The organism is Halalkalibacter alkaliphilus (assembly GCF_023555415.1).
In the GTDB taxonomy this organism is placed as follows: domain Bacteria; phylum Bacillota; class Bacilli; order Bacillales; family Bacillaceae_D; genus Halalkalibacter; species Halalkalibacter alkaliphilus.
This window is the reverse complement of sequence record NZ_JAKRYL010000029.1, coordinates 18,030-41,307: the sequence shown is the minus strand read 5'-3', so window position 1 is coordinate 41,307 and position 23,278 is coordinate 18,030. Positions and strand designations below refer to the sequence as shown.

31 protein-coding genes are annotated in these 23,278 nt (G+C 35.4%); 19 read left to right on the top strand and 12 right to left on the bottom strand.

Annotated elements, in window-relative coordinates:
* Nucleotides 1-73: 73 nt before the first annotated feature.
* Together aepX and aepY are read left to right on the top strand one after the other, a co-directional pair.
* Nucleotides 74-1,000, top strand: coding sequence for a phosphoenolpyruvate mutase (gene aepX, locus MF646_RS20295; RefSeq protein WP_250098326.1), 927 nt, complete (start codon nucleotides 74-76; stop codon nucleotides 998-1,000).
* Entirely contained in the window at nucleotides 994-2,148 is a 1,155-nt protein-coding gene (gene aepY / locus MF646_RS20290) for a phosphonopyruvate decarboxylase (protein ID WP_250098325.1), read from the top strand. The genes aepX and aepY overlap by 7 nt, the downstream gene beginning before the upstream one ends.
* 73 nt (nucleotides 2,149-2,221) lie before the next feature.
* Here aepY and MF646_RS20285 read toward each other — a convergent pair whose 3' ends face one another.
* Both MF646_RS20285 and MF646_RS20280 read right to left on the bottom strand, forming a co-directional pair.
* Complete coding sequence (locus MF646_RS20285; RefSeq protein ID WP_250098324.1) at nucleotides 2,222-3,355, bottom strand: YheC/YheD family endospore coat-associated protein; 1,134 nt, start codon at nucleotides 3,353-3,355, stop codon at nucleotides 2,222-2,224.
* A gap of 152 nt (nucleotides 3,356-3,507) precedes the next feature.
* The gene (locus MF646_RS20280) at nucleotides 3,508-4,104 is read right to left on the bottom strand and encodes a TetR/AcrR family transcriptional regulator (protein WP_250098323.1); all 597 of its coding nucleotides are present in this window, start codon (nucleotides 4,102-4,104) and stop codon (nucleotides 3,508-3,510) included.
* 179 nt (nucleotides 4,105-4,283) lie between these two features.
* Between MF646_RS20280 and MF646_RS20275 the strand changes: the two genes are divergently transcribed.
* The 7 genes from MF646_RS20275 to MF646_RS20245 all read left to right on the top strand — a co-directional run bounded on the left by MF646_RS20275 (nucleotide 4,284) and on the right by MF646_RS20245 (nucleotide 9,722).
* Complete coding sequence (locus MF646_RS20275) at nucleotides 4,284-5,201, top strand: ABC transporter ATP-binding protein (RefSeq protein WP_250098322.1); 918 nt, start codon at nucleotides 4,284-4,286, stop codon at nucleotides 5,199-5,201.
* Nucleotides 5,201-6,805, top strand: coding sequence for an ABC transporter permease (locus MF646_RS20270; RefSeq protein ID WP_250098321.1), 1,605 nt, complete (start codon nucleotides 5,201-5,203; stop codon nucleotides 6,803-6,805). The genes MF646_RS20275 and MF646_RS20270 overlap by 1 nt, the downstream gene beginning before the upstream one ends.
* 283 nt (nucleotides 6,806-7,088) lie before the next feature.
* Nucleotides 7,089-7,577: a DUF2243 domain-containing protein gene (locus MF646_RS20265; RefSeq protein ID WP_250098320.1), complete on the top strand. Its 489-nt coding sequence runs from the start codon at nucleotides 7,089-7,091 to the stop codon at nucleotides 7,575-7,577.
* A 4-nt stretch (nucleotides 7,578-7,581) separates the two neighbouring features.
* Entirely contained in the window at nucleotides 7,582-8,385 is an 804-nt protein-coding gene (locus tag MF646_RS20260; protein ID WP_250098339.1) for a cytochrome c oxidase assembly protein, read from the top strand.
* 72 nt (nucleotides 8,386-8,457) lie between these two features.
* Nucleotides 8,458-8,613, top strand: a complete 156-nt coding sequence (locus MF646_RS20255; RefSeq protein ID WP_250098319.1) for a hypothetical protein — start codon at nucleotides 8,458-8,460, stop codon at nucleotides 8,611-8,613.
* Nucleotides 8,614-8,792: 179 nt separating this feature from the next.
* Complete coding sequence (locus MF646_RS20250) at nucleotides 8,793-9,155, top strand: group I truncated hemoglobin (protein ID WP_250098318.1); 363 nt, start codon at nucleotides 8,793-8,795, stop codon at nucleotides 9,153-9,155.
* A gap of 180 nt (nucleotides 9,156-9,335) precedes the next feature.
* Entirely contained in the window at nucleotides 9,336-9,722 is a 387-nt protein-coding gene (locus MF646_RS20245; RefSeq protein WP_250098317.1) for a PH domain-containing protein, read from the top strand.
* A 182-nt stretch (nucleotides 9,723-9,904) separates the two neighbouring features.
* Here MF646_RS20245 and MF646_RS20240 read toward each other — a convergent pair whose 3' ends face one another.
* On the bottom strand, nucleotides 9,905-10,060 hold the full coding sequence (locus MF646_RS20240; protein WP_250098316.1) for a hypothetical protein: 156 nt from the start codon (nucleotides 10,058-10,060) through the stop codon (nucleotides 9,905-9,907).
* Between the two features lie 154 nt (nucleotides 10,061-10,214).
* On the opposite strand from MF646_RS20240, the gene MF646_RS20235 reads away from it, so the two are divergent.
* The 4 genes from MF646_RS20235 to MF646_RS20220 all read left to right on the top strand — a co-directional run bounded on the left by MF646_RS20235 (nucleotide 10,215) and on the right by MF646_RS20220 (nucleotide 14,299).
* Nucleotides 10,215-10,724, top strand: coding sequence for a YhcN/YlaJ family sporulation lipoprotein (locus MF646_RS20235; protein WP_250098315.1), 510 nt, complete (start codon nucleotides 10,215-10,217; stop codon nucleotides 10,722-10,724).
* Nucleotides 10,725-10,932: 208 nt separating this feature from the next.
* On the top strand, nucleotides 10,933-11,250 hold the full coding sequence (locus tag MF646_RS20230; protein ID WP_250098314.1) for a hypothetical protein: 318 nt from the start codon (nucleotides 10,933-10,935) through the stop codon (nucleotides 11,248-11,250).
* A 219-nt stretch (nucleotides 11,251-11,469) separates the two neighbouring features.
* Nucleotides 11,470-12,546 carry a tyrosine recombinase XerS gene (xerS, locus tag MF646_RS20225; RefSeq protein ID WP_250098313.1) on the top strand — a complete coding sequence of 359 codons (1,077 nt, stop codon included), beginning with the start codon at nucleotides 11,470-11,472 and terminating at the stop codon, nucleotides 12,544-12,546.
* 322 nt (nucleotides 12,547-12,868) lie between these two features.
* Nucleotides 12,869-14,299, top strand: a complete 1,431-nt coding sequence (locus MF646_RS20220) for an SLC13 family permease (protein WP_250098312.1) — start codon at nucleotides 12,869-12,871, stop codon at nucleotides 14,297-14,299.
* A gap of 540 nt (nucleotides 14,300-14,839) precedes the next feature.
* On the opposite strand, the gene MF646_RS23545 is transcribed toward MF646_RS20220, so the two are convergent.
* The 3 genes from MF646_RS23545 to MF646_RS20210 form a co-directional block, all read right to left on the bottom strand.
* Nucleotides 14,840-14,920 carry a putative holin-like toxin gene (locus tag MF646_RS23545; RefSeq protein WP_420842554.1) on the bottom strand — a complete coding sequence of 27 codons (81 nt, stop codon included), beginning with the start codon at nucleotides 14,918-14,920 and terminating at the stop codon, nucleotides 14,840-14,842.
* Between the two features lie 140 nt (nucleotides 14,921-15,060).
* Nucleotides 15,061-16,059 (bottom strand): LLM class flavin-dependent oxidoreductase, encoded by a 999-nt coding sequence (locus MF646_RS20215; RefSeq protein WP_250098311.1) that lies wholly within the window; start codon nucleotides 16,057-16,059, stop codon nucleotides 15,061-15,063.
* A gap of 29 nt (nucleotides 16,060-16,088) precedes the next feature.
* Nucleotides 16,089-16,235: a hypothetical protein gene (locus MF646_RS20210; protein ID WP_250098310.1), complete on the bottom strand. Its 147-nt coding sequence runs from the start codon at nucleotides 16,233-16,235 to the stop codon at nucleotides 16,089-16,091.
* A 104-nt stretch (nucleotides 16,236-16,339) separates the two neighbouring features.
* Between MF646_RS20210 and MF646_RS20205 the strand changes: the two genes are divergently transcribed.
* Nucleotides 16,340-16,519 carry a small acid-soluble spore protein H gene (locus MF646_RS20205; protein WP_250098309.1) on the top strand — a complete coding sequence of 60 codons (180 nt, stop codon included), beginning with the start codon at nucleotides 16,340-16,342 and terminating at the stop codon, nucleotides 16,517-16,519.
* Nucleotides 16,520-16,578: 59 nt separating this feature from the next.
* Here the strand turns inward: MF646_RS20205 and MF646_RS20200 are convergent, their stop codons facing one another.
* Nucleotides 16,579-16,788 (bottom strand): hypothetical protein, encoded by a 210-nt coding sequence (locus MF646_RS20200; RefSeq protein WP_250098308.1) that lies wholly within the window; start codon nucleotides 16,786-16,788, stop codon nucleotides 16,579-16,581.
* Nucleotides 16,789-17,144: 356 nt separating this feature from the next.
* On the opposite strand from MF646_RS20200, the gene MF646_RS20195 reads away from it, so the two are divergent.
* Nucleotides 17,145-17,708, top strand: a complete 564-nt coding sequence (locus MF646_RS20195; RefSeq protein WP_250098307.1) for a GNAT family N-acetyltransferase — start codon at nucleotides 17,145-17,147, stop codon at nucleotides 17,706-17,708.
* Between the two features lie 51 nt (nucleotides 17,709-17,759).
* Here MF646_RS20195 and MF646_RS20190 read toward each other — a convergent pair whose 3' ends face one another.
* Entirely contained in the window at nucleotides 17,760-17,936 is a 177-nt protein-coding gene (locus tag MF646_RS20190; RefSeq protein WP_250098306.1) for a hypothetical protein, read from the bottom strand.
* 161 nt (nucleotides 17,937-18,097) lie between these two features.
* Here MF646_RS20190 and MF646_RS20185 point away from each other — a divergent pair, with 161 nt between their 5' ends.
* From MF646_RS20185 to MF646_RS20170, 4 genes are all read left to right on the top strand, one after another.
* Nucleotides 18,098-18,577, top strand: a complete 480-nt coding sequence (locus MF646_RS20185; protein ID WP_250098305.1) for a YsnF/AvaK domain-containing protein — start codon at nucleotides 18,098-18,100, stop codon at nucleotides 18,575-18,577.
* A gap of 110 nt (nucleotides 18,578-18,687) precedes the next feature.
* On the top strand, nucleotides 18,688-19,194 hold the full coding sequence (locus tag MF646_RS20180; RefSeq protein ID WP_250098304.1) for a YsnF/AvaK domain-containing protein: 507 nt from the start codon (nucleotides 18,688-18,690) through the stop codon (nucleotides 19,192-19,194).
* 141 nt (nucleotides 19,195-19,335) lie between these two features.
* Nucleotides 19,336-19,542: an alpha/beta-type small acid-soluble spore protein gene (locus MF646_RS20175; protein ID WP_034742580.1), complete on the top strand. Its 207-nt coding sequence runs from the start codon at nucleotides 19,336-19,338 to the stop codon at nucleotides 19,540-19,542.
* Nucleotides 19,543-19,930: 388 nt separating this feature from the next.
* Nucleotides 19,931-20,206, top strand: coding sequence for a hypothetical protein (locus MF646_RS20170; protein WP_250098303.1), 276 nt, complete (start codon nucleotides 19,931-19,933; stop codon nucleotides 20,204-20,206).
* Between the two features lie 312 nt (nucleotides 20,207-20,518).
* On the opposite strand, the gene MF646_RS20165 is transcribed toward MF646_RS20170, so the two are convergent.
* Genes MF646_RS20165 through MF646_RS20150 form a run of 4 tightly spaced genes read right to left on the bottom strand, consistent with a single transcriptional unit; the run spans nucleotide 20,519 to nucleotide 23,217 of the window.
* Nucleotides 20,519-21,211, bottom strand: coding sequence for a hypothetical protein (locus tag MF646_RS20165; RefSeq protein ID WP_250098302.1), 693 nt, complete (start codon nucleotides 21,209-21,211; stop codon nucleotides 20,519-20,521).
* Nucleotides 21,208-21,957, bottom strand: coding sequence for a hypothetical protein (locus tag MF646_RS20160; RefSeq protein WP_250098301.1), 750 nt, complete (start codon nucleotides 21,955-21,957; stop codon nucleotides 21,208-21,210). The genes MF646_RS20165 and MF646_RS20160 overlap by 4 nt, the downstream gene beginning before the upstream one ends.
* Nucleotides 21,938-22,840: an ABC transporter ATP-binding protein gene (locus MF646_RS20155; RefSeq protein ID WP_250098300.1), complete on the bottom strand. Its 903-nt coding sequence runs from the start codon at nucleotides 22,838-22,840 to the stop codon at nucleotides 21,938-21,940. The genes MF646_RS20160 and MF646_RS20155 overlap by 20 nt, the downstream gene beginning before the upstream one ends.
* Nucleotides 22,837-23,217, bottom strand: coding sequence for a GntR family transcriptional regulator (locus MF646_RS20150; protein ID WP_250098299.1), 381 nt, complete (start codon nucleotides 23,215-23,217; stop codon nucleotides 22,837-22,839). Before MF646_RS20150 ends, MF646_RS20155 begins: the two co-directional genes overlap by 4 nt.
* Nucleotides 23,218-23,278 lie beyond the last annotated feature (61 nt).

Genomic DNA, 23,278 nt, shown 5'->3' with positions numbered 1-23,278 from the left:
TTAATAGAATAATGTAAATGTATTGTAAATCATTTTGCATTCATTCTATTGCGCCTATTAAGGAGGTTTAAAAGTGAAAAAAACAAAGCAACTTCGATCCTTGCTCAACTCTCCGCAGTTAGAGTTCTTAATGGAAGCACATAATGGTTTATCAGCAAAAATAGTTGAAGAAACCGGATTTAGTGGAATATGGGCTAGCGGGTTATCGATTTCAGCTAGCTTGGGAGTAAGAGATAACAATGAAGCATCCTGGACTCAAGTGTTAGAAGTTTTGGAATTTATGAGCGATGGAACATCCATACCAATTTTGCTAGATGGAGATACAGGTTATGGTAACTTCAATAATGCAAGAAGGTTAGTTAAGAAGTTAGAACAACGCCAAATAGCTGGTGTGTGTATAGAGGATAAATTGTTCCCTAAAACCAACTCATTTATAAATGGTGACACACAGCCTCTTGCGGATATTGAGGAGTTTAGTGGAAAGATAAAAGCAATGAAAGATACTCAAACAGATGATGATTTTAACGTAGTTGCAAGACTCGAAGGATTTATTGCTGGTCATGAATTAAAGTCAGTTTTAGAACGAGCTGAGGCGTACCGAAAGGCTGGAGCTGATGCTATACTCGTGCACAGCAAAAGAGCAGATAGTAATGAAATAGAGTTATTTATGAAAGAATGGGGAGGAAGACACCCTGTCGTCATTGTACCAACAAAATATTATCAAATTCCTACTGAAAGATTTAGAGAACTAGGGATAAGTTTAGCTATTTGGGCAAACCATAACGTGCGTGCTGCCATTAGTGCAATGCAAAAAACATCTGAGGAAATATATAGAATTCAAAATTTAACCTCAATAGAAAAACAAGTTGCTAGTGTAAGTGAAATTTTTAGGCTTCAAGGAGCAGATGAGCTTTTAGAGGCAGAAAAAAAATATCTCCCACAAAGGGCAAGTAAAGAATCAACAGAGGGAGGAGATAAACAAGGTGATACATCATGTTAAACACAGTGGAGTTTGGGGAGAAGTTAAAAGAACTAGGATATGACTTTTTTAGTGGTGTACCTTGTTCATTTTTAAAAAGCTTAATCAATTACGCTATAAATGATTGTAACTATATTCACGCAGCCAATGAAGGCGACGCCATCGCCATATCATCTGGAAGCAAGATTGGTGGGAAAAAATCAGTTGTCTTAATGCAGAATTCAGGTTTAATGAATGCTGTATCCCCATTAGTCTCACTGAATGCTCCGTTTAAAATTCCTCTACTTGGTTTTGTGAGTCTCCGAGGAGAGCCAGGAATATCTGATGAACCCCAACATGAATTGACAGGAAAAATTACGACAGACCTTTTAGAATTGATGGAAATTAAATGGGGATATTTATCAAAAGATATTGTGAAGGCCAAACAACAATTAGAGGAAGCAGACGAATGGATCAAAAAGGATCAATCATTCTTTTTTGTTGTCAAAAAAGGTACGTTCCAAAGTGAAGCACTAAAAGCACAAGAATCACGAACTAGTCTTATTCGTAAAAAAGAAGATGAACCTTCCGCTGATGAAATGCCAACTCGCTATGACGTTCTATCTGTCATTAACACGTTAAAAGATGAAAATACGGTTCAATTAGCTACAACAGGGAAAACAGGTCGTGAGTTATTTGAAATAGAGGATGCCGATCATAATTTATATATGGTGGGGTCAATGGGTTGTATCAGTTCTCTTGGCTTAGGTTTAGCTTTGTCTAGAAAAGATTTAAATTGTGTAGTGATTGATGGTGACGGGTCTTTACTAATGAGAATGGGAAGCTTAGCCACAAACGGGTATTATCAACCTTCCAATATGCTTCATATATTGCTTGATAATAATTCACATGATTCAACAGGGGGACAAAAGACCGTCTCTCATAATACAAATTTTGTAGATATTGCTGCATCTAGTGGTTATCCTTTTGCACGCTATATCCACACTATGGATCAGCTAAAATCCGCTATCAAACAGTGGAAAGAGGATCAAAGATTAACATTTATATATATGAAAATAGCAAAAGGATCAAAAGAAAAGCTAGGCCGACCGACGTTAAAACCATATGAAGTGAAGAATAGGTTAGAAAAGTTTATAAATTCACATAAAAAAAGTTGTGATTGCTTTTAGTCACAACTTTTTTTATTTCCCTTTTTAAACGAGTTGAAAATTACTGACAATATTGATGGATGCTTCAACAGGTTTAACTTTTCTTTTTTTTTTCGTCATATAAAAATTTGGCATATTCTAATATATTTAGATAAGAACTTTCTATAGTTTCCTTATCATATGCTGATAAAAATGATTTTTTAGCTGATTGAGCGTTGCACTCGATATACCATAGGTTGCCATCTTTATCCAAAGCTATATCAATTCCAAGTTCTCCAAAAGGACCATATTCCTTTTCAAGCGCTTTAAAAAATAGCTTCAATACGTCGTCAAGTTTCTTACGCAGTTCTACTACCTCTTCCTCAGAATACGAAAGAATTTTTTTATAAAAGTCTTCAAATGTGAAGCTTCCCCCATGTGTAGAAATAGGTGATGATTTTTTACCTACTCGAACTGGTATAGCAACAACCTCTAATTCGCCTTGGCCATTTCTATGCAATTCAGCTCTCATATCAATAAATTGTTCATCTAACTCCAGTAAATCAATTCCTTCTTGAAGAATCACACTCCTAGATCCAAAAAAATCCTTTAGTAGGTTTAATACCTCATTTTTATTCTTTACATGAACACTAGTAAGCTGATTATCGAAATGGGAAAAACAATAACCGTTACCTATTTTTTCTACACGTACAACCTTCTTCCCACGTGATCCCTTTACCGCTTTTACATATATTTTTTGATTTTCTTTTATGAATTTTTTAAAGTCGTCTTTTGAAATATCAGAAGCATTAGAAAAGTATTTAGTAAGGGGGAGAAAAGGCCGTAATTCTTTATTCTTAACTAAACGTTTGTAAACATCCCATTTGCTAAATCCAGCTACACTATTAATTACTTTCATTTCTCCTGAGTGAAGGGATCTTACTGCCTTCATAACGTTATAAGAACTTCTACTCCCTCGATTGTATAGAACATCAGGAACAGGGAAAATCTTTTGTTTCCATTCTTTTATTTGTTCATCATAATACGTTCCTACAATTGTTTTGTTATGATAAATAATGTCTTTATAACAAAAAAAATAAAGTGTTGTATTGGCAACTTTATTTGCGTTTGTAAGAAGAGAATATTTATAAACGTTTTTTTGTTCGTTTAGACGCCTTATGTTTCTGCAACTTGTTAATACTCCTACTATTGGTTTACTTAAGATAGAAGTCTCACGTATACTCTCCATTATAACCTCACTCCTTTTACCATCATTTATAATAGTTTATGAATTTCAAGAGAGGCTGACTTGGCTAATTCATTTATTATACATATATTATAAAAAATGGGTCATTGGAGGGGCATAACCATAAATAGAAGCATCTCACTTTGAAGTACATTCTATTCCTTATCTTTTTTTTGTTTCCCAATTATGCCATAAAAAAAGATATTTGTTATCTCTTCAGTAAGCGGGAGAATTTTTTGATAAACATCTTCTTTTTGAATATAATCTTTTAACATTTGTACATAAAACAGGATCGCTTCCTCTGATAAGTTCGGATCAATAAACCCTTGTTCTTTTCCTTCTTTAAACAAAACGGTAAAATAAGGCACTGCTTTTTCAACGTAAATCTTCTCAATATAATTTCCTTCAGTTGAATATTCTTTCATTAGATATTGATAAAATTCTTCATTTATCTGTTTCGCTACTTCTTTCTTATTAAAAATAATCTTTTTGATTTTATCAGGAAAAGGAGTGTCGCTATAGACAATCTTTTCAAAATCGCTCGATGCCTTGTCTACGTAATAAATAAATACATCGTGAATTAATTGATGTTTGCTTTCAAAATAATTATATATGGTCACTTGCGATACATTGGCTTCCTTAGCTATTTCTGAAATGGACACTTTTGAAATGCCGTATTCCATAAACAACGTTAATGCTGCATCAAGGATATTCCGTTTCTTTTGTTCTTTACGTCGTTGAAAACCATCCATTCCATTCACCTCTATAAAGATTGTAATAAAAAATATGAAATAAAACAAACGATAAAGTTCATAACATCTTGTCAGAAAGGTACTTTATGTATATTATGAAATATATAAGTAAATTTATTTCATAATTTTATAGATATAATGGAGAGGGGAACCTTAATTCCCATGAGGAGGCACTAAAAATGACCATTATAAAAACAACGAATTTAACAAAGAAATTTGGCAAATTTACAGCATTAAAAGGTGTGAATTTGGAAGTGAAGCCTGGGGAAGTGTTTGGCTTTATCGGTCCTAACGGAGCTGGAAAGTCAACTACTATTCGAGTTTTGCTTGGTATTTTGAAAGCATCTGAAGGGGAAGCAAAGATATTTGGAAAAGATGCATGGAAAGATGCAGTTGAAATACATCAGCACCTTGCATATGTACCTGGAGATGTGAATCTTTGGCCAAATTTGACAGGTGGGGAAGTCATTGATTTATTTTTGAAATTACGAGGAGTCCCTCATAAAAATCGCAGAGACGAGTTTATTGAAAGATTCAAACTTGATCCATCAAAGAAGTGTCGTACGTATTCAAAAGGAAATCGACAGAAGGTTGCGTTAATATCTGCTTTTGCAGCAGAAGCAGATTTGTATATCCTCGACGAACCAACCTCTGGACTTGATCCGTTAATGGAAAAAGTGTTCCAAGATTGTGTAATAGAAGCAAAAAGGGCCGGAAAGAGTATATTGCTGTCAAGTCACATTTTATCGGAAGTAGAGCGCTTATGCGATAGAGTCGGAATTATTCGCCAAGGTGAAATGATTGAAACGGGAACATTAAATGAAATGCGTCATTTAACTAGAACGAACTTGCTTATTGAAACAAAGCTTCCAATCACTGGACTGTACGAAGTTAAGGGGGTCCATGATATTCAAGAAAAGGAACAGACACTCTCTTTCCAAGTGGACTCTGAGCATTTAGATGAAGTCATGAAATACGTTACTCGGTATGGCCTGATAAAACTAGAAAGTTCACCACCTACATTAGAAGATTTATTCATGCGTCATTATGAAAGTCCAGGAAAGAATTCTCGTTTAGGAGCAGGAGGTCATTCGTAATGGAGAAGCAGCTATCTAATCAAACAGGTGAAATGGCTCGCTTTATCATTCGACGTGATCGAATTCGTTTTTCAATTTGGATAACGTCTCTTGTCCTCATTACGATTATTACCGCATCATCCTTTACAAATTTATATCAAACAGACCAAGAAAGACAGGCTATTGCTGAAACGATGAAAAATCCAGCCATGACAGCTATGCTTGGACCTGGCTATGGATTAGATAACTATACGGCAGGTCCGATGATGGCACACCAAATGTTGCTTTTTACAGCAATCGTTGTAGCGATCATGAGTATTTTACTCGTAACACGTCATACACGAACAGATGAAGAAGAAGGACGGATTGAATTAATCAGGTCCCTCCCTGTTGGTCGTTTATCAAACCTTTCTGCAGCCGTTGGGGTATTAAGTGGTTTAAATGTTCTATTATCTATTGTAATTGGGATCGGATTATATAGTTTACAAATTGAAAGTATCAATCTAGAAGGTTCACTTTTATATGGAGCTGCACTTGGGGCAACCGGAGTTTTTTTTACAGCCGTCACAGCTTTATTTGCTCAGCTTTCAGAGAATTCTAGAGGAACCATTGGCTTATCATTTACTATATTAGGAATTGCTTATCTCATTCGAGCAGTTGGTGATGTAAGTAACGCAACGCTTTCTTGGTTTTCACCGCTTGGTTGGATTTTAGGAACAGAAGTATATGTAAACAATTTTTGGTGGCCAGTTATCCTAACCATTTGTGCTGCGATCGCGGTGAATGCACTAGCTTTTTATTTGAATACAATTCGGGACTTGGATTCAGGGTTTCTTCCTTCAAAACCAGGGAGAAAGAATGCTTCACCGTTTCTACAAAGTCCTCTTGGATTAGCGTTTAGGCTTCAACGTACCGGGATCATCACATGGGCGATTGGTATGTATGTGTTAGGTCTTTCTTACGGTTCTGTTTTTGGTGACCTAGAATCTTTCTTTTTAAATAATGAAATGATGAGTCAATTAATGCCCCCTGTTGAAGGTTTATCATTAACAGAACAATTTTTAACGATGTTAATGTCTGTCATTGCGATGATATGTACTGTTCCTCCTTTGATGTTTATGATGAAGCTTAAAGGAGAGGAAAGAAGAGCTCACACAGAACATTTACTATCTCGAGCCGTGTCTCGAACGAACGTGATGGGGAGTTATTTTTTGTTATCTTTCGTTTTGGGATTTGTTATGGTTTTTTTAGCTGTGTTAGGATTATGGTCTGCTTCTGTTTCAGTAATGGAGGAACCCATCTCTTTTCTAGTCATGTTTAAAGCAGCGATGGTTTATATGCCAGCTATTTGGTTTATGATCGGATTGGCGGTACTGATAATCGGTTACAAGCCGGAATATACAGGATTAACTTGGCTGTATTTAGGTTACTCTTTTCTAGTCGTTTATTTAGGTGGATTGCTACAATTTCCTGAATGGTTAGGAAAGCTATCACCATTCGGCTATATCCCACAGCTGCCTGTTGAAGAAATGAATTTTTTTATATTATTCGTGTTGAGTTGCATTGCTGTCGGATTCATCGTTATTGGATTTATTGGATACAAGAAACGTGATTTATCTGGATAACTATTTTAAGCACTGAATGCTTATTAGGAGCCCACTGAAAACAGTGCTTTTTCAGTGGGTTCGCTTATGGCCATTGGTGGGTTTTTAGGATGAGCATTGGATGCCGATAGAGGCATGTGATTTAGTATAAGGCTAATTTATATTGGATAGAAGTACATTCCTTAAGGAATGTACTTCTTTTTTTCCATATGTATAAGGATAAATTTGATTATAGAAAATAAATTTAGGATAAACTGCTTTACTATACTTTTAAATTTACAATGATATGAATTAAGGAGTTAATATGGGAAACGAAACAAATAGAGTAATTTATTCTAAGCGTAATCTATGGTCAGGTATTTTATTTGGACTAGGCCTGATTGCTTTTTTTGATGAGGTGGTATTTCATCAATTGCTAAGATGGCATCATTTTTACGACAGATCAACGACTGATATTGGTTTAATTTCCGACGGATTGTTTCACGCGTTCAGTTGGTTTGCTACAATCGGAGGTTTGTTTTTGTTTGCCGACTTGAGGAGGAGAAACGCAGCTTGGATGACTCGTTGGTGGGGAGGTGTCTTCTTTGGGGCAGGAGTATTCCAATTATATGATGGAATCGTTCAACACAAGATTATGCGTCTACATCAAATTCGGTATGTGGAGAATGTAATTGTTTATGATCTAATCTGGAATATTGGTGCTATTGTGTTAATCATTATAGGTTGGATTCTCATTAGGAGGACGAGCCGTAACAATCAACATGGGGGGACTGTTTCAAGTGAACACACATGAGCATATGCACCATAATATACATGTTGAACATTTGATGGGAGTCGCTCCACAGCTCATTCTTACTATCCCATTTTTAGTAGCTCTTATTATTTATATCATGGCGGTTCTTGTTTCAAATCAAAAATACAAACAATGGCCTCTGTATCGGACTCTATTATGGGTAATAGGTATTGTTTGTGCAGTCATGGCAGTTGCGGGCCCATTAGCTAAGCAAGCACATGTTGATTTTACAATACATATGATTGGGCATTTATTACTCGGAATGATTGCCCCGTTGTTAATGGCTCTAGCAGCACCAATGACTCTTATATTGCGGACTTTACATGTAACCTCAGCAAGAAAGCTAACGACCTTGTTAAAAACTAGACCTGTCCGAACTATTACGGACCCTATTGTTGCATCTCTATTGAATATCGGAGGGTTATGGATTCTTTATACAACGAATCTATATCATGCCATGCACGAACAGATGGTACTTCATATTTTGATTCATGCCCATGTATTTCTAGCAGGGTATGTTTTTACTATATCCATGATCTATATTGATCCAACTCCACATCGAACTAGCTATGTGTATCGATCGATTGTTTTAATCATAGCCCTAGCTGGTCACGGAATTTTATCAAAATATATTTATGCGAACCCGCCAGATGGTGTAGTAGCGTCCCAAGCAGAAACGGGGGGGATGATTATGTATTACGGTGGAGATGTTGTAGATATCATTATTATCTTTATTCTATGCTTGCAATGGTATAGATCGACTAGACCACGCACGATACATCAGTCCGGATATTCAATTGAAAATTAGTAGCTTCGCATAAATGATATGGTTGCTTCTTACACATTCTAAGTAAGAATATGTGTAAAGGAGGGACACTGTATGAAAGATAAAGAAAAACTGCAGAATGAAGAACCGACTATAGCAACTGGCATTGACGATGATGAAGAATTAAGCGAGAAGGCAACACAGGAAGAAATTGAAAGAGGAGACTCAACGAGGGTCGTAACCCTGTCTTGGGATGAGGATCCTCGTTAAAGGAATAAGGACTAAACGAGAGGTTGTAAATCATAAGACAAACCTCTCGTTATTTTTTCAGTTAGAGATATCATTCCTTAGTATAAAGTAAGCGTAAGTGGATTGGTTTGCTCCCATGAAGTAATTCTAATTATAATGAGAATGGCAGTACTTTACAGTGAAGAACGGAGTGGATACATATGGAACGGAACCTTTATGAAAGACTGGGTGGAGAAGAAGCGATTGCAAAAGTTGTAGATTATTTTTATAACGAGTTGGTTTTAAAAGATGCGAGCGTAAATCACTTTTTCAAAAATACTGATATGGAAAAACAACTGCTTCATCAAACGAAATTTATTAGTTATGCTTTAGGTGGTTCTCGAACATATGAAGGCAAGTCAATGGAAAAAGCGCACGGAGGATTGAACATTCAACCTTCTCATTTTGATACGATTGCTAAACATCTACATGATGCTCTTGTTCATTTTGGTGTAGCGGAAGGAGATATAACAGAAGCTTTGGAAAGAGTAGCTTCGTTAAAGGAAGATATAGTACATAAATAATGTTACAGTGAGCGTTTCTGATTTTCTTAGGAACGCTTATTCATCATTGATTACATTAGGACAACATTCATGTTTGTACAATTGAAACCATTCTTTTTCAAATGCGTATAAGATATGAATAAATAATAAAGGAGAAATCTTCGTTGTATTTTCCATCAAAAAAAAGACTTATGGTTAGGAATGATCATCTGGGTGACCATTCTTTTATGTACTATCCCGCCAATTATTGAAAGGGAAGTAGTTACGGGATTAATCACCTTTCCGTTAGCTATTTTTGTTGCATGGATTTGGTATTCAACTGGCTATAAAATAGAAAATGACCGTTTAAAAATTGCATTCGGCCCTTTTTCTAAGATGATATTAATCAATGAAATTAAGAGCGTGAGGAAGACTAGAAGTTTGATTTCAGCACCAGCTAATTCACTTGATCGTCTGGAAATTATGTATGGCAAATTTAATCTAATAGTCATTTCGCCAATTAATCAAAAGCAATTTCTACATTTTTTATTAACAATTAATCCATCTATAAATTTGGAAGGTGATTTAAAACACCTTAATAAAGATTAGAAGCGCACTCAAATAGAGAGCTCTCGGTAGATAGAATTTTAGGAATGTAGGCATTAATAATGGTCAATAAACTAAAAATAACCATTGCACATCATTAACGAAATAAATAGATGTACAACGGTTATTTTTAAGCTTCTTATCTCAGTTTTGAAAGTCCTTTCAAAGAACTGATGTTTACTGTATTAATGGTTATTCTGTGATTGATCATTTTGAGTTCGTTGTGGAATCATATCTGATGTAGCATCATTGACGATATCGGCTGCTGTCTTTGCTTCTTTCTCATCATCTTTTGCTTTTTTTATAATTTGACGAATATCATCAGAGGTATTTTGAGACATTGTTATCACTTCCTTTTAATTTGTTTTTATAATTCCTCGAAATCAAATGAATATTGATGGCAATTATTGCTGAAAACCGTTTATAAAACACCAAATACTGATAGTTTAGAAAACCTTCCTTTTAGCCATAATAATCCAAAAGGAGGAATCTAAAATGGATAAAAAAATATTATCATCAGCAGTTATAGCAATACTGTTCTTAGCTGTGACCGCCTGTGGGATAGATGATCAGGCAACGAACCCAGCTAATATAAGAGAGCAGGGATTTAATTCTGAGCTGACCGAAAACGATGAGATAAGAAGAGTTGGTAATGACCAACTCGTTAATCAAGAAGACAAAAGACATACAATTCAAAAACAGGTTGAAAATATTATTGGGATAGATGACGCCTGCGTTGTCATTCAAGATGATAATGTATTGATTGGGTTACAAACTACGGAAGAAAATAACGAAGTGAGTGCAAGAGTTCAGCATTTAGTTAAAGCATCCAATGTTGAAAAACATGTCCATGTTGCAGCTGATGAGCATATTGTGCAACGTATTTACGCATTTGATAACCAGTTACGTAATGGGATGACTTTTGATCAAATTGGTGCAAATTTCACAGATATTCTTAACGATATAGCAAGAGGGACGCAACATCAATACCAACTTCCAAGATGAAAAATAATTTAAAAAGTTTTTTAAAAGGCTACTTATTTAAGAGGCCACTGAAAAAGGTACGGTTTTGACCTTTTTCAGTGGCCTCTTATTTAATTAGCCTTTTTTTATTGTTGAAAATATAGAAAATTTGAAACTTTCGACTGCACTTATACGTCTATATTAATAGAAGAAAATGAAAAATAGTGTTATTTGAATAGGGAGGTACACATTGATCAGAAGAAGTTTACGTTTGATTGTTATTTTTTTGTTCCTTTTTCTAGTTGGTTGCTCTTTTGGAAAGATATCTTTAGACCATGCAGAAACGGTCGCTATTCAGTTCGCCGAAGAATACATAGATGTAAATAATTTAGATATTGCTATTGCGGATGTAAAAGTGTTTGACGCAGCAAGAAGTGATGAGGAAAATAAGTGGGACGTTTATTTAGAAGTTGATAAAGATTCAAATGAATTTGACTTGTCTACTTTAGGATGGATTTCTGTATCTGATGAGGAAGAAGTTATTGAATATTATTTGTGGGCAGAGTAAATGTTTAGATAATGATGATACATAATTTTAGTTAGTCGAAGCCAAGTTTTTCTTCGGCTTTAATTTTTTATTCTGAAGTTATTAATGGAATTTGAATAGTAAGATTGAAATAAAGGGGGGATCTACACCGCAACATTATTACGTAAAATATAAATTTGACGTAATAAAGTTTCGAGTGTATAATAACTATATAGAACATTATGTTTTGAGGTGTTTTTCATGGCAAATCAACAACAGCATTTTCAAAAGCTTAATACGTTACTTGATCAATTACCATGGTATGTTAGTGAATACATAAATCATAAACAAAGGAAATTGTCTGCAGCTTCATTACTGAACTACGCTCATGATTATAAGATCTTCTTTAACTGGCTTAAAAATGAAGGTTTACATACTGGTGAGATGAAAAATATTCCCCTTGAACTGTTAGAGTCCTTAACGAGCCAGCAAGTTGAAGGTTTCTTAGGTTTTTTGCAATATCAATTAAATAATAAAGAAATTACGGTTAACCGAAAATTATCGGCTTTGAAATCTCTTTTTAATTACTTACAGAACATCGCAGAAACACGTGAATTAAAACCGTACTTACAAAGAAATGTCATGGCTAAAATTGAGTTTAATGAGATTAAAGAAAGCATGGAAACAATCGCTAACAAAATGGAAGGCAAAATTTTAATGGGCGATGAATATGAAAAGTTTAGGCAATTTATAGCGTCTGACTATGGTTTGCTTAATAAAAATAATAAAAAACTATATAATTTTCATCTATTAAATCGAGAACGTGATACTGCTATAGTCTCCCTCATCTTAGGATCTGGACTTCGTCTTTCAGAAGTTGTGAATTTGAATATTGATGACATTGATTACAGTAAATACACTGCACGCGTTATAAGAAAAGGTAACAAAGAGCAATTTGTTTTCTTTAGTAAATTAGCAATGGATGACCTTCAGGATTACTTAAAAATTCGAGAAAAACGCTATAAAGTTGAAAAGTCTAATAAGGCACTATTTGTTGCAGCTCCAATGGGTCCAAAAGGAAAACCTAGAAGATTAACAGCAAGGTCTATTGAGAAATTAATTGAGAAATATGCTACAGCATTCGGAAAACCATCATTATCGGTGCACAAACTTAGACATTCATTTGCTACGAGGTATCATACTGAAATTAATGATGTTCCAAAATTACGAAGACAACTCGGACATTCTTCTATTCAAACGACAATGATTTATACGCATATTAACAATGATGATCTAAAACAAGCTGTTGATAAAATGGATATACCTAAGGGTGATTAAGACCTTTAGGTATCTTTCAACTTGTACTTTATTACGTAAAATATTATTTAATACTATTAGTTTACATAATAAATATTATCGGAAGTTCTTTTCTGGAACTCCTTTATATCTCATTTCCTAAGTTTACTCTTAATTCTGAGACGGAAAGTGATTTTTTTTAAAATTTAAATGAACTTGATTAAACAAATCCAGCCTAATTCATATCAAAATTCAACAAAAATCGCTACCTATTACTCCACCCTTCTCCTACACAAATCATGTCCTAATTACTATTTAGTTAACATAAGCTTGTATCATATAGGTTTTACTTTTAGATTGGATGGTGATTCAAATCCATTACTCAAACCGTCAGTGGATTGGTCTTTATCTTGGTCCGATATTTGCTTTAATATTGTATTTCATTCCGGTGATAACTAGATTGGCAAATGAGCCTAGAGCAGTTTTATCCATAACCGTTTTGATCGCTATATGGTGGATGACAGAACCATTGCCCATTGCCGTCACTTCCCTCCTCCCTCTTATTCTTTTGCCTATAAGTGGTGCTGTGAATTACGAAGTAACTTCCGCTGCTTACTTTAACCCGATCATATTAATGTTTTTAGGGGGATTTACAATTGCTCTGGCTATAGAAAAGTGGAATTTACATAAGCGAATAGCTATGTCGATTTTGCTTTTTATTGGGACAAGTACGAAGAGAATTATATTAGGGATCATGTTAGCGACCGCCTTCCTCTCTATGTGGATCTCAAATGCAGCAACAGCATTAATGATGTTCCCTGTCGTAATGGCATTAATTTCAGAAGTGAAAAACAAGAAAATATTTGATCCAATTTCTACGGAGTCTTTCACGAAAGGATTATTGCTAACCGTTGCTTATTCAGCTTCCATTGGAGGACTTGCCACACTAATTGGTTCTGTACCAAATGCTATTTTTGCAGGGATTGCAGATTCAGTACTTCATCAGAAGATTTCGTTTGCTGATTGGTTTGTGTTTGCTTTTCCAATTACAACTATTTTGTTATTCCTACTTTATGTTTTAATTCTATTACGTTTTCCTGTTCCATCAGGTACTCATATTCCAGACAGCATCGTCAAGCAACAGTTAAATAATTTAGGCAATATGACAAACGAGGAGAAATCTGTATTATTCATTTTTATAAGCACAGTTGTTCTTTGGATTTTTAGTGGCTTTTTACCCTTTCAATTGACAGATACGACTATTGCGCTAATTGGAGCTCTCGCCCTCTTTCTTGTACCTAGTCAATCACAGAAAGGGATGCTAATGAACTGGAATGACATGAAGAAACTACCTTGGGGTATATTGTTACTTTTTGGAGGTGGGTTATCTCTTGCAGCTGCTTTTGTTGAGACGAATGTAACAGGTTGGATTGGAATGCATTTAACTAGTATAGAGACACTGCCTTATGGTTTGCTTTTGTTTGTCTTTGCTACGGCTTTACTATTTATGACCGAGTTCTTATCTAATACAGCAATTTCTAATATGTTCATTCCTATTTCAATTGGAATTGCTTCTGGTATTGGAGTAGATCCCTATGCACTAATGGCTATCGTTGCCTTATCTTCCACTTGTGCATTTATGCTGCCTGTTTCAACTCCTCCAAACGCTGTCGTTTTTGGATCGAACTTTATTTCCATTCAAGACATGTTAAAAACCGGCTTCCGATTAAATGTCATTGCTATCATTGTCATAGTCACAGCTGTTTATTTTTGGCTACCATACTTCTTTCATTGATAAATTAGTAAAATAGCAGGGGAAGTACCTTTGGTCCCCCACCCTTTGCTCTTTTTACACTTTTATCTCAGTACACATTACGTGTTTCATAAGGAAATTGTATTTGTTTTATCGCGTTTATACGTAGTGTCTCTCAAATGGCTTAGACTGATATTTTCTTTTCACTAGAGAAACAACAGAATTTCCTGGGCAAGCGCATAATATTACAAAAAAGTCAATACCCCGACGAAAAAACTCGACTAAAGTCGAATTTCATTTATGAACTTCATTTTAACCTTAATCAAACGTTTGTTTAAGATTCGGCCGCTTTGCTGGTTATACGCTGTAGTGAAAGAACCTAACAAAAGAAGAGATAAGAAAAAGTTACATTCCATTTGATTTTCTTGCATGGAGAACGTATACTAAAAATATACATGCATACAATAGAAAAAACCGACGGTGCTGGTAACACCATCGGTTTACACAATAGACTGCCCTTCAAGGGGGCGGCAGATCACACAATTCAATGGATCCACCCTGCTTCTCTAGAGCAAGGGTGGATTATTTTTCTTTTGACGTTAGGATCACAACTACCAATGTTGCAAATGCAATCATAAGCATTAGTGATTCAAATACAGTCACCGGCCTCACCCCCTTTCATTGGGGATGATATACCGTCCACCCTTAAGAAGCGATATTCTATTGCTTTATCATTATAGCATAAGAGATTAGTAGATTTAAACACAAAACAAACGTATGTTCCGAAACCAGCATTTTTATGACTATATCCTCATTTCCTTAGCTAGTAAACGGTAGGAGTTAACCCTATCTTCATGGTCATGAGTAATTGATATGATCATTAATTCATCAAATACATATTTTTCTCTAAGGCCCATAATTTGTTCTCTAACTTGTCCTGGATCTCCGATGATCATATTTTTTTTCATTTTTGCAATTGATTGACGGTCTTGCTCTGTTAATGAATACTCTTTTGCTGCATTAATGGAAGGAACTCCCTCTTTACCTTCTCCCTTTTCGGTTTGAATTTTCCACACTAGAGAACTAAGAGCTATTTCTTCTGCTTTTTCAATTGTTTCCGCGCAAATAATTGAAACGGTTAGAATGATTTCTGCACGATCCCCAACCTTTTTTGGTTTGAAGTGATCCCTATACGTATCTATTATCATACGTCCATCATTGTCACTCATAAATAAACCAAAGGCATAAGCCATTCCGTATTCGGCAGCAAGTATGGCACTTTTTTTACTAGTGCCAAGAAGCCATGGTTTAGGAGAGATGGTTGGTACCGGTGCTGCCCTAACATTTGCATATTTATGTTCCGGGAGAAAATCCTGATCTAAAAAATGGAGAAGTTCTTTCACTGACGTGGGCATCTGAAATACTTGTTGTAAAAAATTGTCTGACAACGCACTTGTCACCTCTGCAGAACCTCCTGGAGCTCGACCAATTCCTAAATCGATTCGCCCAGGAAACAATGTAGCTAAAGTGTTATATACTTCTGCTACTTTATAAGGTTTATAATGAGGAAGTAAAACCGCTCCGCAACCAATTCGAATAGTTTCTGTATTTGCTCCAATATAACCTAGAAGCACTTCAGGTGCTGAGCAGGCTAGTCCTGGAAGATCGTGATGTTCAGCAATCCAATAGCGCGTATATCCTAAACTCTCACCAGCTTTTGCAAGTTCCATTGACTGTTTAAGTGCCATACCTGCTGTTTGAGTTTCTGAAATTGGTGCTTGGTCCAAAATACTTAATTTCAACACATTCCCTTCCTTCACCGGATAAATTATTAATGAGTAGAAATGTTGCTATTCATAGGGTTGACGTCTCGTTGTCTGTCCTCATCTTGCTGTGTCAAATTAGTAATCACTACATTTACTACAATAAATGTAACAATTACTACTCCTATAATTAGCCACTTTTTGTTGTGATTCATGTATTTCTCCTTCTTTTTTACAAATTAATCCTATGATTGATTATGAATAATCCTAACATTTTATGCAAATAGTAGGAATTGAAAAAGTGAATGGAGGAACCTATATGAATAAGCTTCGAGCTCAAGAAATTGCCGCTTCACCTGTTATGGCAAATGTCACTTATAATGGCACGCCGATTTATATTCAAAATGTCAGCAATGATCACGATATTGCCCGAATCTTTCCGCTGGATGATCCAGAAAATGAACAAGAAGTCAATCTATCAAGTTTAGTTGAACATTAAAGGACGGAGGTGTCTCAAAGGTCTATTTTTGACCTTTGAGACACCCCTTTTTCCACTATTTACGAATTATTAATGATTTGCGAGATTTCTTCTTCTGCTAAATCTTCGTTAGCTCTTTCTAATTCTTTGTGTTCATTCACTGAATCACCAGCATAACGATCGATCGTATGTTCCGGATGAGCTGGATCAACTTCAGTTCTTATCCCCATTTCACCACTTGTATTAGCCTCTGTCGGCATGATAAATTCATCTTTCTTATTTGATTTCATATAATCACCTCAATCTTATCTTTCACTGTAAAGCTCTTTTCATTCAAATTGTACGATTGATTTCGATTGGTGCTTTGAGACTTTTTCAATGGCGATGTTTACCTAAAAACAAAGACAATAGTATTAGTCATAAAGTATTTTGCTAATGTCAGTCCCTTACATTGACTTAATACAATATTGTCCAATTTCACGAAAGAACTATTTGTTTTTCTTTACCATTTTATAAAATCCTTTGCTTCTACCTTCTCCTATTTTTTTTAGTTTATTCTAATTCAATATATAAAATTTAGAAAAATTGACCAAAACTCTCACAAAACCTTTATAATTATTTGTAAAATCTTACCTGAGGTGATCTGATGAAGACCGAACAAATTTATAGCAACTTACCGATTTTAACAACAGACCGATTAATCTTAAGAAAGATCTCCCTAAATGACTTAGAAGCTATGTTTGATTATGGATCAAATGAAGAAGTGACTAAATACGTGACATGGAACACCCATCAAACTTTGACAGATACAAGAGAATTTATTGATTTTGTGCTTCAAAATTATGAGAATCAACAAGTCGCTCCATGGGGGATTGAATTAAAGGACGAACAAAAATTTATTGGAACCATTGATTTTGTATGGTGGAAACCAACTCATAAGACAGCTGAAATTGGCTATGTTATTTCACAGGATTATTGGGGAAAAGGAATTACGACTGAAGCGGCAACGAAAGTAGTAGAATTTGGATTTGAACAAATGGATTTAGTTCGAATTCAAGCAAGATGTTTTGTTGAGAATTTGAGATCGCAGCGAGTGATGGAGAAGATTGGAATGTCTTTTGAAGGAATAAATAGAAAAGACATGCTCGTTAAGGGCAAACACCGTGATCTAAAAATCTTTTCTATATTAAAAGAAGAATTCAAACGATAAAACAAACAGAACAGGACTAGGGCGTTCCTTCCCTGTTCTGTTTATTAGATTTTATTCATTCTCTTTTTCTTTAGGGTCTTCTTGATAATGTTCGTTTAAATATGCGTTTTCAGTCGTTGCAAAGTTTACCGACAACAAACTTTCTGCAGGGTTTAAGCCGTATAATCCTTTTCTTACATCGGATACATCTTCTCCACTTTTAAATTGAGGATCTTTTCCCTTAGTCATTAACTACACCTCTTGTTTTTAACTAACCTTCCTCATTATTATTTTTAAAAAAACACTTTTTATTTATCAAAAGGTATTAATTCTCTACATATTTTGCTTTTAAATCGGCGAAGATAAGATTTGTACCACGATCAATATCACTTTCCTAGGAGGTTTTCATAATGGGCTTTTTTGATTTGTTTAACGAAGAAGAAGAAACTCAAAAGGAAATCCGCAAAGAGGCACGTGAAGTAGATCGAACTGCAGATACAGAATTTGCACAAGAAAGTGCACATTTAGATCTGCGTGAAGAAGAATTAGATATAGATAAATACCGTGTAGAAACTGGTGATGTGACTCTTCATAAAGATATCGTTGAAGAGGAAAAAGCAGTCAATGTTCCTGTCTCTCATGATCAAGTCGTTATTGAACAAAGAGCAGTTGATCATGAGCCAACAGACGAACCTATCACCGAAGAAGAAACGATCCATATTCCGGTTACAGCAGAAAAGATTGATGTGGATAAACATACTGTTGTTACGGGTGAGGTTTCTGCTCATAAGCGTTCTGTCCAAGAAACAGAACAAGTACGAGATGTCCTTCATAAAGAAGTCGCAGAGATTGAAGAACATGGTGATACAGATATCATCAGAGAAGAGTAATATTATTCGGGGGTGTCTCAAAAGGTCAAAAACAGACCTTTTGAGACGCCCCCTTTTCATAAAAATAAAAGGTCGGGGAAAGATAAAAAAAAATTAATCAGGAGGTTCCTATGGGAAAGTATATCCTTGTTGGTGCCATAACTGGAATTCTTTTAGGATGGTTGTTAAATTTCTCACTTTTAACTGGAGGGATTATTGGAGGGGTTTTTGGGGTCATCGGTAACATGTTAATCTCAAGGAGACATACGAAAGCTTCAAATGAGGAGATGGAACGTTCAGAAACGTTACAACTTCGTGAAGAGGAACTAGAGCTAACAAAAAAACGAGTACAAACAGGAGAAGTAAAAATACATCATGAAGTTGTAGAAGATAAAAAGACCATTACCGTTCCAATAAAGCGTCAGGAAATGGTGATCGAAGCAGCAAATGAAGAAGAAATACGAATTCCAATTAAAGAAGAAGAAATAGAAATTCATAAGCACCCTGTTAAGGTGAATGAAGTATCTATTGAAAACCGTCAAATTGAAGAAAATGTAACTGTTACTGAAAAACTCAAAAAAGAAGTAGCCCATATAGACGTAAAAGGTGAAGCAGATGTCAAAGAAGAAGAACATTAGAGCTCCTTCATAACGCTTTACATCAAAGCGTTATGATATTTTTATCCTTTTCAATTGGGAATATTTACATAACGTTTCACTGTATAATAAAAAGCATGCTTTAACATACTAATCTCAAAACCAAGAAAGAGGTGTTTTAACATGGCAAGTAACAACAATAATTCAAATCAATTATTAGTTCCAGGTGTACAGCAAGCATTGGATCAGATGAAGTACGAAATTGCATCAGAATTTGGGGTTCAATTAGGAGCTGACACGACTTCCCGTGCAAACGGCTCTGTTGGTGGAGAAATTACAAAAAGATTGGTTCAAATGGCTGAGCAGCAAATGGGTGGCTCTCAGTTTTAAGAATTATTCCGAACAGGACTAAATATAAAAAACAGAAAGTGCGCTGATGTTTATCAATCAGTGCACTTTTTAATTTAGGAAGTTCCTCTCCACCATTCCCTCTATTTGAACTTCCACTTTCCTCATAACATTTACAGCCAATGAGATTACAAAGTAGTACTGATTTTATGCTTTTACTCTTGAAGTTGTCATCTCGTCACCTATGGGAATAAGTAAGGTTTCTGCACACTAAACACTATTCTAGTTTTGATTCATTCATCCACTTATTAATTATTCCCTTATGTGCTACATACAGGGTCTAACATATTGGCATATAACTAGTGCGAGAAGAGCAATATATCAATGGGCTTAACAGTCCTTAAAAAATTATTTCTGGAGGTATTGCCTTATGAACCAACAAAACCAAACAAACCAACAACTTCAACAAGCCTTACAGCAAGCAGAACAAGCTTTAACATCAGCCCAATCATCTGGAGATCCTCAACAAATTCAACAGGCTCAACAGTCTTTAATGCAAGCTCAGCAACAATTTCAAACTGGGAACCAAGAGCTGCAACAGGCTAACGACCAGCTTCAACAAGTTACACAACAATTACAAAATACTGCTTCACCACAACAAACTACAACTACTACAACTACTAAGATTACAAAAACAAATAATTAAAGATAAAGCGAACGAGTTTGTAACTACAACGGGTGTCAACTATTCGGTTGCCACCTGTTTTGTTGAGAGCACTTAGAGAATGATTGTTTAAATCAGCGTATGCAGAAGAACAAAATAGAAACTGTTACGTTAATGCTTACCAAAATGACTCCTATCTCAACGTGAAGTCGATTTTAACATGCACGTAGCCCTTGATTATTTACTCAAGGGCTGAATACGTATAACTTGTATGGCCGGTACTTCTCTGAAAGGATATTTACTAATGATTCTATGATCTATAATTATGATTTCACTTTGTTTTTTATTTCTGTTTTACTCCCACAACACATTTGCATAGTCGACAATCTCCAACTCTTCTGGAATTTTTAAATACAACACTTCTGGTGCGATATGTGTATGATGTCCATTAAATAAACTTTTTTGTTCCGAAAATTGAGTGATGGTAAACTCTTGTATAAATTGAGCAAAGTGCCGTTCAACCACTTCAGGTCGCATAAGCTCAAGCGTACTTCCATCTAGTTCTAGGTCGACTCTGCTTACAGCATCGGTAATATCAATGTTTCCTGCTGTGGATACACCTGTATAGTAATATGCTTCTATCGTACCATCGTTCGTTGACTTTCGTTCCGTTACGACCAAGATAGAAATATGGTTGTTATATTTAGTTCTTAGATGTAGCTTAGGTTGATCATAGTCAAACACCCATTCTGCCGTTTTTATACTCCCCTCAAGTGAGTCTAACTCACCTTTTATAGCTGCATTATGAAAATCGTTATAGAACTGATTCATCTCTGCTTGTGTGATTTCTGGTTCAAGAACTTCATCAGTCTTCGGAATCAATTGATAGATCAAGACAGAAGCAAGTAATAAAAGCGCATACCCTGCAATAAACCACTTTGTACTACTCCCAGAAAACCATTGTGACTGTCTTCTTGCCCCCGATCCTTTTACGACACCTGCAATCACAATAGCAATGATCGCTAATAGGATAATACTCATCATCATTGTCTAACCTCCAATCGATTCAGCAGAAAGAACGAACTTACGAAAAACATTCCGGTAAAAATGATGATTTTACAAATGAAAATGAAAAAAGATGTTTCGCTAAATAGAAATTCATTGATCCAAACAATCGCATTTCCAATACCAGACTGGTCACCAATAAACAAAGACCCAAAGATGACAACTGGTATTGAAACAGCGAAAAATCTGTGAAGTTGAACAAGAGTGCCGATAAAATAACCAGCTGAACTAAACAAAATTACGTATAAAATGGTTGCAATTGTTCCTATGATAAACTCACCTGGTGCAGCCTGAGGCAAACCTCCTGCAAGCGTTATATCAGTAAAAAAGAAGTAAATAATGTTCTTCAATAAAAAACTCGATAACATCGCTGAAACTCCTGCAGCAGCACATGCAAATAGGAGGAAAAGAACCGTAGAAAGACTACTGCTTAGACGATTAGTCACAAAAGAAAAATCATCATATCGATATGCTCTTGTTGTCAGCATAATCGCTGTAATAAAAGCCCATAGGAACGTAAAAGTGATTACCATATTTGCTGAATAACGACTAATAGTAATAGAAAAGCTATCCGACCCACTACCGAACGAGCTGACGCCATTAAAGGAAAAAACAATCGCAATGAGCTGCAAGATCATTAATGATACAAACACCCCTAAATATGCTTTTACTTTATAGCGAAACTGACTTTTGACCACACTCGCAAAGCTAACCTTGGTTAAAGACATCATCAATCCCTCCTTTTGTTTTATTCGTCAGGAATACATATAAATCACTAGAAGAAACAGGAGAAACGTCAATCCCTTTTACCTTAGCTTCATGAAGCTCTGCTTCTGTGAAGTTATTTTCCACAACCACATATGTCCGCTTGATGCCATTTTCTTCTAAATGGTACACTTCCTTATCCGAAATTAATGGATTCACGATACTTAGATCTCCACTTAACCCCATTGCCATTTCTTTAAAGTCCGTTAATGGCACGTGGAGAAGGGTTTTCCCTTCTTTAATAATAAGGACATCTTCTAAAAGATCTTCCACTTCATGTAGGTGATGACTTGATAACAAAATCGTTCTCGGATAAGCGATGTAATCTTTAAGTAAAGCGCGATAGAAGTCTTTCCGTACAGCTTCATCCATGCCGATTGTCGGCTCATCGAATATCGTAACAGCACAACGAGCGGCTAAGCCTATAATCATATTGAAGGTACTTTTCATTCCTTTTGAAAGGTTGTTGTGACGCTGCTTAGGATGAAAGGAAAAATAGTCAAATAATCTTTTTGCAAGTTCCTTATCCCAATTCCGGTAAAAACCGCCAGCACATTCTAATATTTCGCTTAAAGTTAACGAAGTAGGTAAGCTCATTTGATCATCTACATAAATTAAATTGGCTGACACCTTTAAATTATTAAATGGATGCTCGGCCAAAACTTGCACTTCTCCTGATGTTTCTTTCAGAAACCCAGCAAGTATTTTTAACATCGTTGATTTTCCGGCCCCGTTTCGCCCAATTATACCGGTTATCTTGTTTTCTTCAATTGCAAATGAAGCACCTTTTAACGCAGCTATGTTCCCATAGACTTTTGTGACATCTTTACATTCAATCACACTCATTGTCCTTCCCCCTTACGCTTTATTGATTTAATCATTTCGATTAATTCTCCCTCATCTACATCAAGGTACTTAGCCTCCATGACTAGCTCAAAAATGAGTTTCTTTAGCGTTTGATTTTTCCGTTTGTTTTTAATTCTCTCTCTCGCATCTTCAGCTACAAACATTCCTAGCCCTCTTTTTTTATAAAGAATATTATCTTCTACAAGTAAAGTTAGCCCTTTACCAGCTGTGGCAGGATTAATATTAAATTTGTCAGCAAGCTGATATTGAGAATAAACTTTTTGATCGGTTGTAAAATGTCCGCGTAAAATCTCAGCCTCGATCCATTCAGAAATTTGCACATAAATCGGTTTTGAGCTATCTGAATCTAAAATCAAATGTTCCCCTCCTCTCATGACTAGTGCATTAGTGTTGTAATGTAGTATATAATATGATTAA

Excerpts from the sequence above, each read along its gene's own strand:
- aepY (WP_250098325.1), top strand. The coding sequence starts at position 994 with ATGTTAAACACAGTGGAGTTTGGGGAGAAGTTAAAAGAACTAGGATAT.
- MF646_RS20285 (WP_250098324.1), bottom strand. The coding sequence starts at position 3,355 with ATGGAGAGTATACGTGAGACTTCTATCTTAAGTAAACCAATAGTAGGA.
- MF646_RS20280 (WP_250098323.1), bottom strand. The coding sequence starts at position 4,104 with ATGGATGGTTTTCAACGACGTAAAGAACAAAAGAAACGGAATATCCTT.
- MF646_RS20275 (WP_250098322.1), top strand. The coding sequence starts at position 4,284 with ATGACCATTATAAAAACAACGAATTTAACAAAGAAATTTGGCAAATTT.
- MF646_RS20270 (WP_250098321.1), top strand. The coding sequence starts at position 5,201 with ATGGAGAAGCAGCTATCTAATCAAACAGGTGAAATGGCTCGCTTTATC.
- MF646_RS20265 (WP_250098320.1), top strand. The coding sequence starts at position 7,089 with ATGGGAAACGAAACAAATAGAGTAATTTATTCTAAGCGTAATCTATGG.
- MF646_RS20260 (WP_250098339.1), top strand. The coding sequence starts at position 7,582 with ATGCACCATAATATACATGTTGAACATTTGATGGGAGTCGCTCCACAG.
- MF646_RS20255 (WP_250098319.1), top strand. The coding sequence starts at position 8,458 with ATGAAAGATAAAGAAAAACTGCAGAATGAAGAACCGACTATAGCAACT.
- MF646_RS20250 (WP_250098318.1), top strand. The coding sequence starts at position 8,793 with ATGGAACGGAACCTTTATGAAAGACTGGGTGGAGAAGAAGCGATTGCA.
- MF646_RS20245 (WP_250098317.1), top strand. The coding sequence starts at position 9,336 with ATGATCATCTGGGTGACCATTCTTTTATGTACTATCCCGCCAATTATT.
- MF646_RS20240 (WP_250098316.1), bottom strand. The coding sequence starts at position 10,060 with ATGTCTCAAAATACCTCTGATGATATTCGTCAAATTATAAAAAAAGCA.
- MF646_RS20235 (WP_250098315.1), top strand. The coding sequence starts at position 10,215 with ATGGATAAAAAAATATTATCATCAGCAGTTATAGCAATACTGTTCTTA.
- xerS (WP_250098313.1), top strand. The coding sequence starts at position 11,470 with ATGGCAAATCAACAACAGCATTTTCAAAAGCTTAATACGTTACTTGAT.
- MF646_RS20210 (WP_250098310.1), bottom strand. The coding sequence starts at position 16,235 with ATGAATCACAACAAAAAGTGGCTAATTATAGGAGTAGTAATTGTTACA.
- MF646_RS20205 (WP_250098309.1), top strand. The coding sequence starts at position 16,340 with ATGAATAAGCTTCGAGCTCAAGAAATTGCCGCTTCACCTGTTATGGCA.
- MF646_RS20200 (WP_250098308.1), bottom strand. The coding sequence starts at position 16,788 with ATGAAATCAAATAAGAAAGATGAATTTATCATGCCGACAGAGGCTAAT.
- MF646_RS20195 (WP_250098307.1), top strand. The coding sequence starts at position 17,145 with ATGAAGACCGAACAAATTTATAGCAACTTACCGATTTTAACAACAGAC.
- MF646_RS20190 (WP_250098306.1), bottom strand. The coding sequence starts at position 17,936 with ATGACTAAGGGAAAAGATCCTCAATTTAAAAGTGGAGAAGATGTATCC.
- MF646_RS20185 (WP_250098305.1), top strand. The coding sequence starts at position 18,098 with ATGGGCTTTTTTGATTTGTTTAACGAAGAAGAAGAAACTCAAAAGGAA.
- MF646_RS20180 (WP_250098304.1), top strand. The coding sequence starts at position 18,688 with ATGGGAAAGTATATCCTTGTTGGTGCCATAACTGGAATTCTTTTAGGA.
- MF646_RS20175 (WP_034742580.1), top strand. The coding sequence starts at position 19,336 with ATGGCAAGTAACAACAATAATTCAAATCAATTATTAGTTCCAGGTGTA.
- MF646_RS20170 (WP_250098303.1), top strand. The coding sequence starts at position 19,931 with ATGAACCAACAAAACCAAACAAACCAACAACTTCAACAAGCCTTACAG.
- MF646_RS20165 (WP_250098302.1), bottom strand. The coding sequence starts at position 21,211 with ATGATGATGAGTATTATCCTATTAGCGATCATTGCTATTGTGATTGCA.
- MF646_RS20160 (WP_250098301.1), bottom strand. The coding sequence starts at position 21,957 with ATGTCTTTAACCAAGGTTAGCTTTGCGAGTGTGGTCAAAAGTCAGTTT.
- MF646_RS20155 (WP_250098300.1), bottom strand. The coding sequence starts at position 22,840 with ATGAGTGTGATTGAATGTAAAGATGTCACAAAAGTCTATGGGAACATA.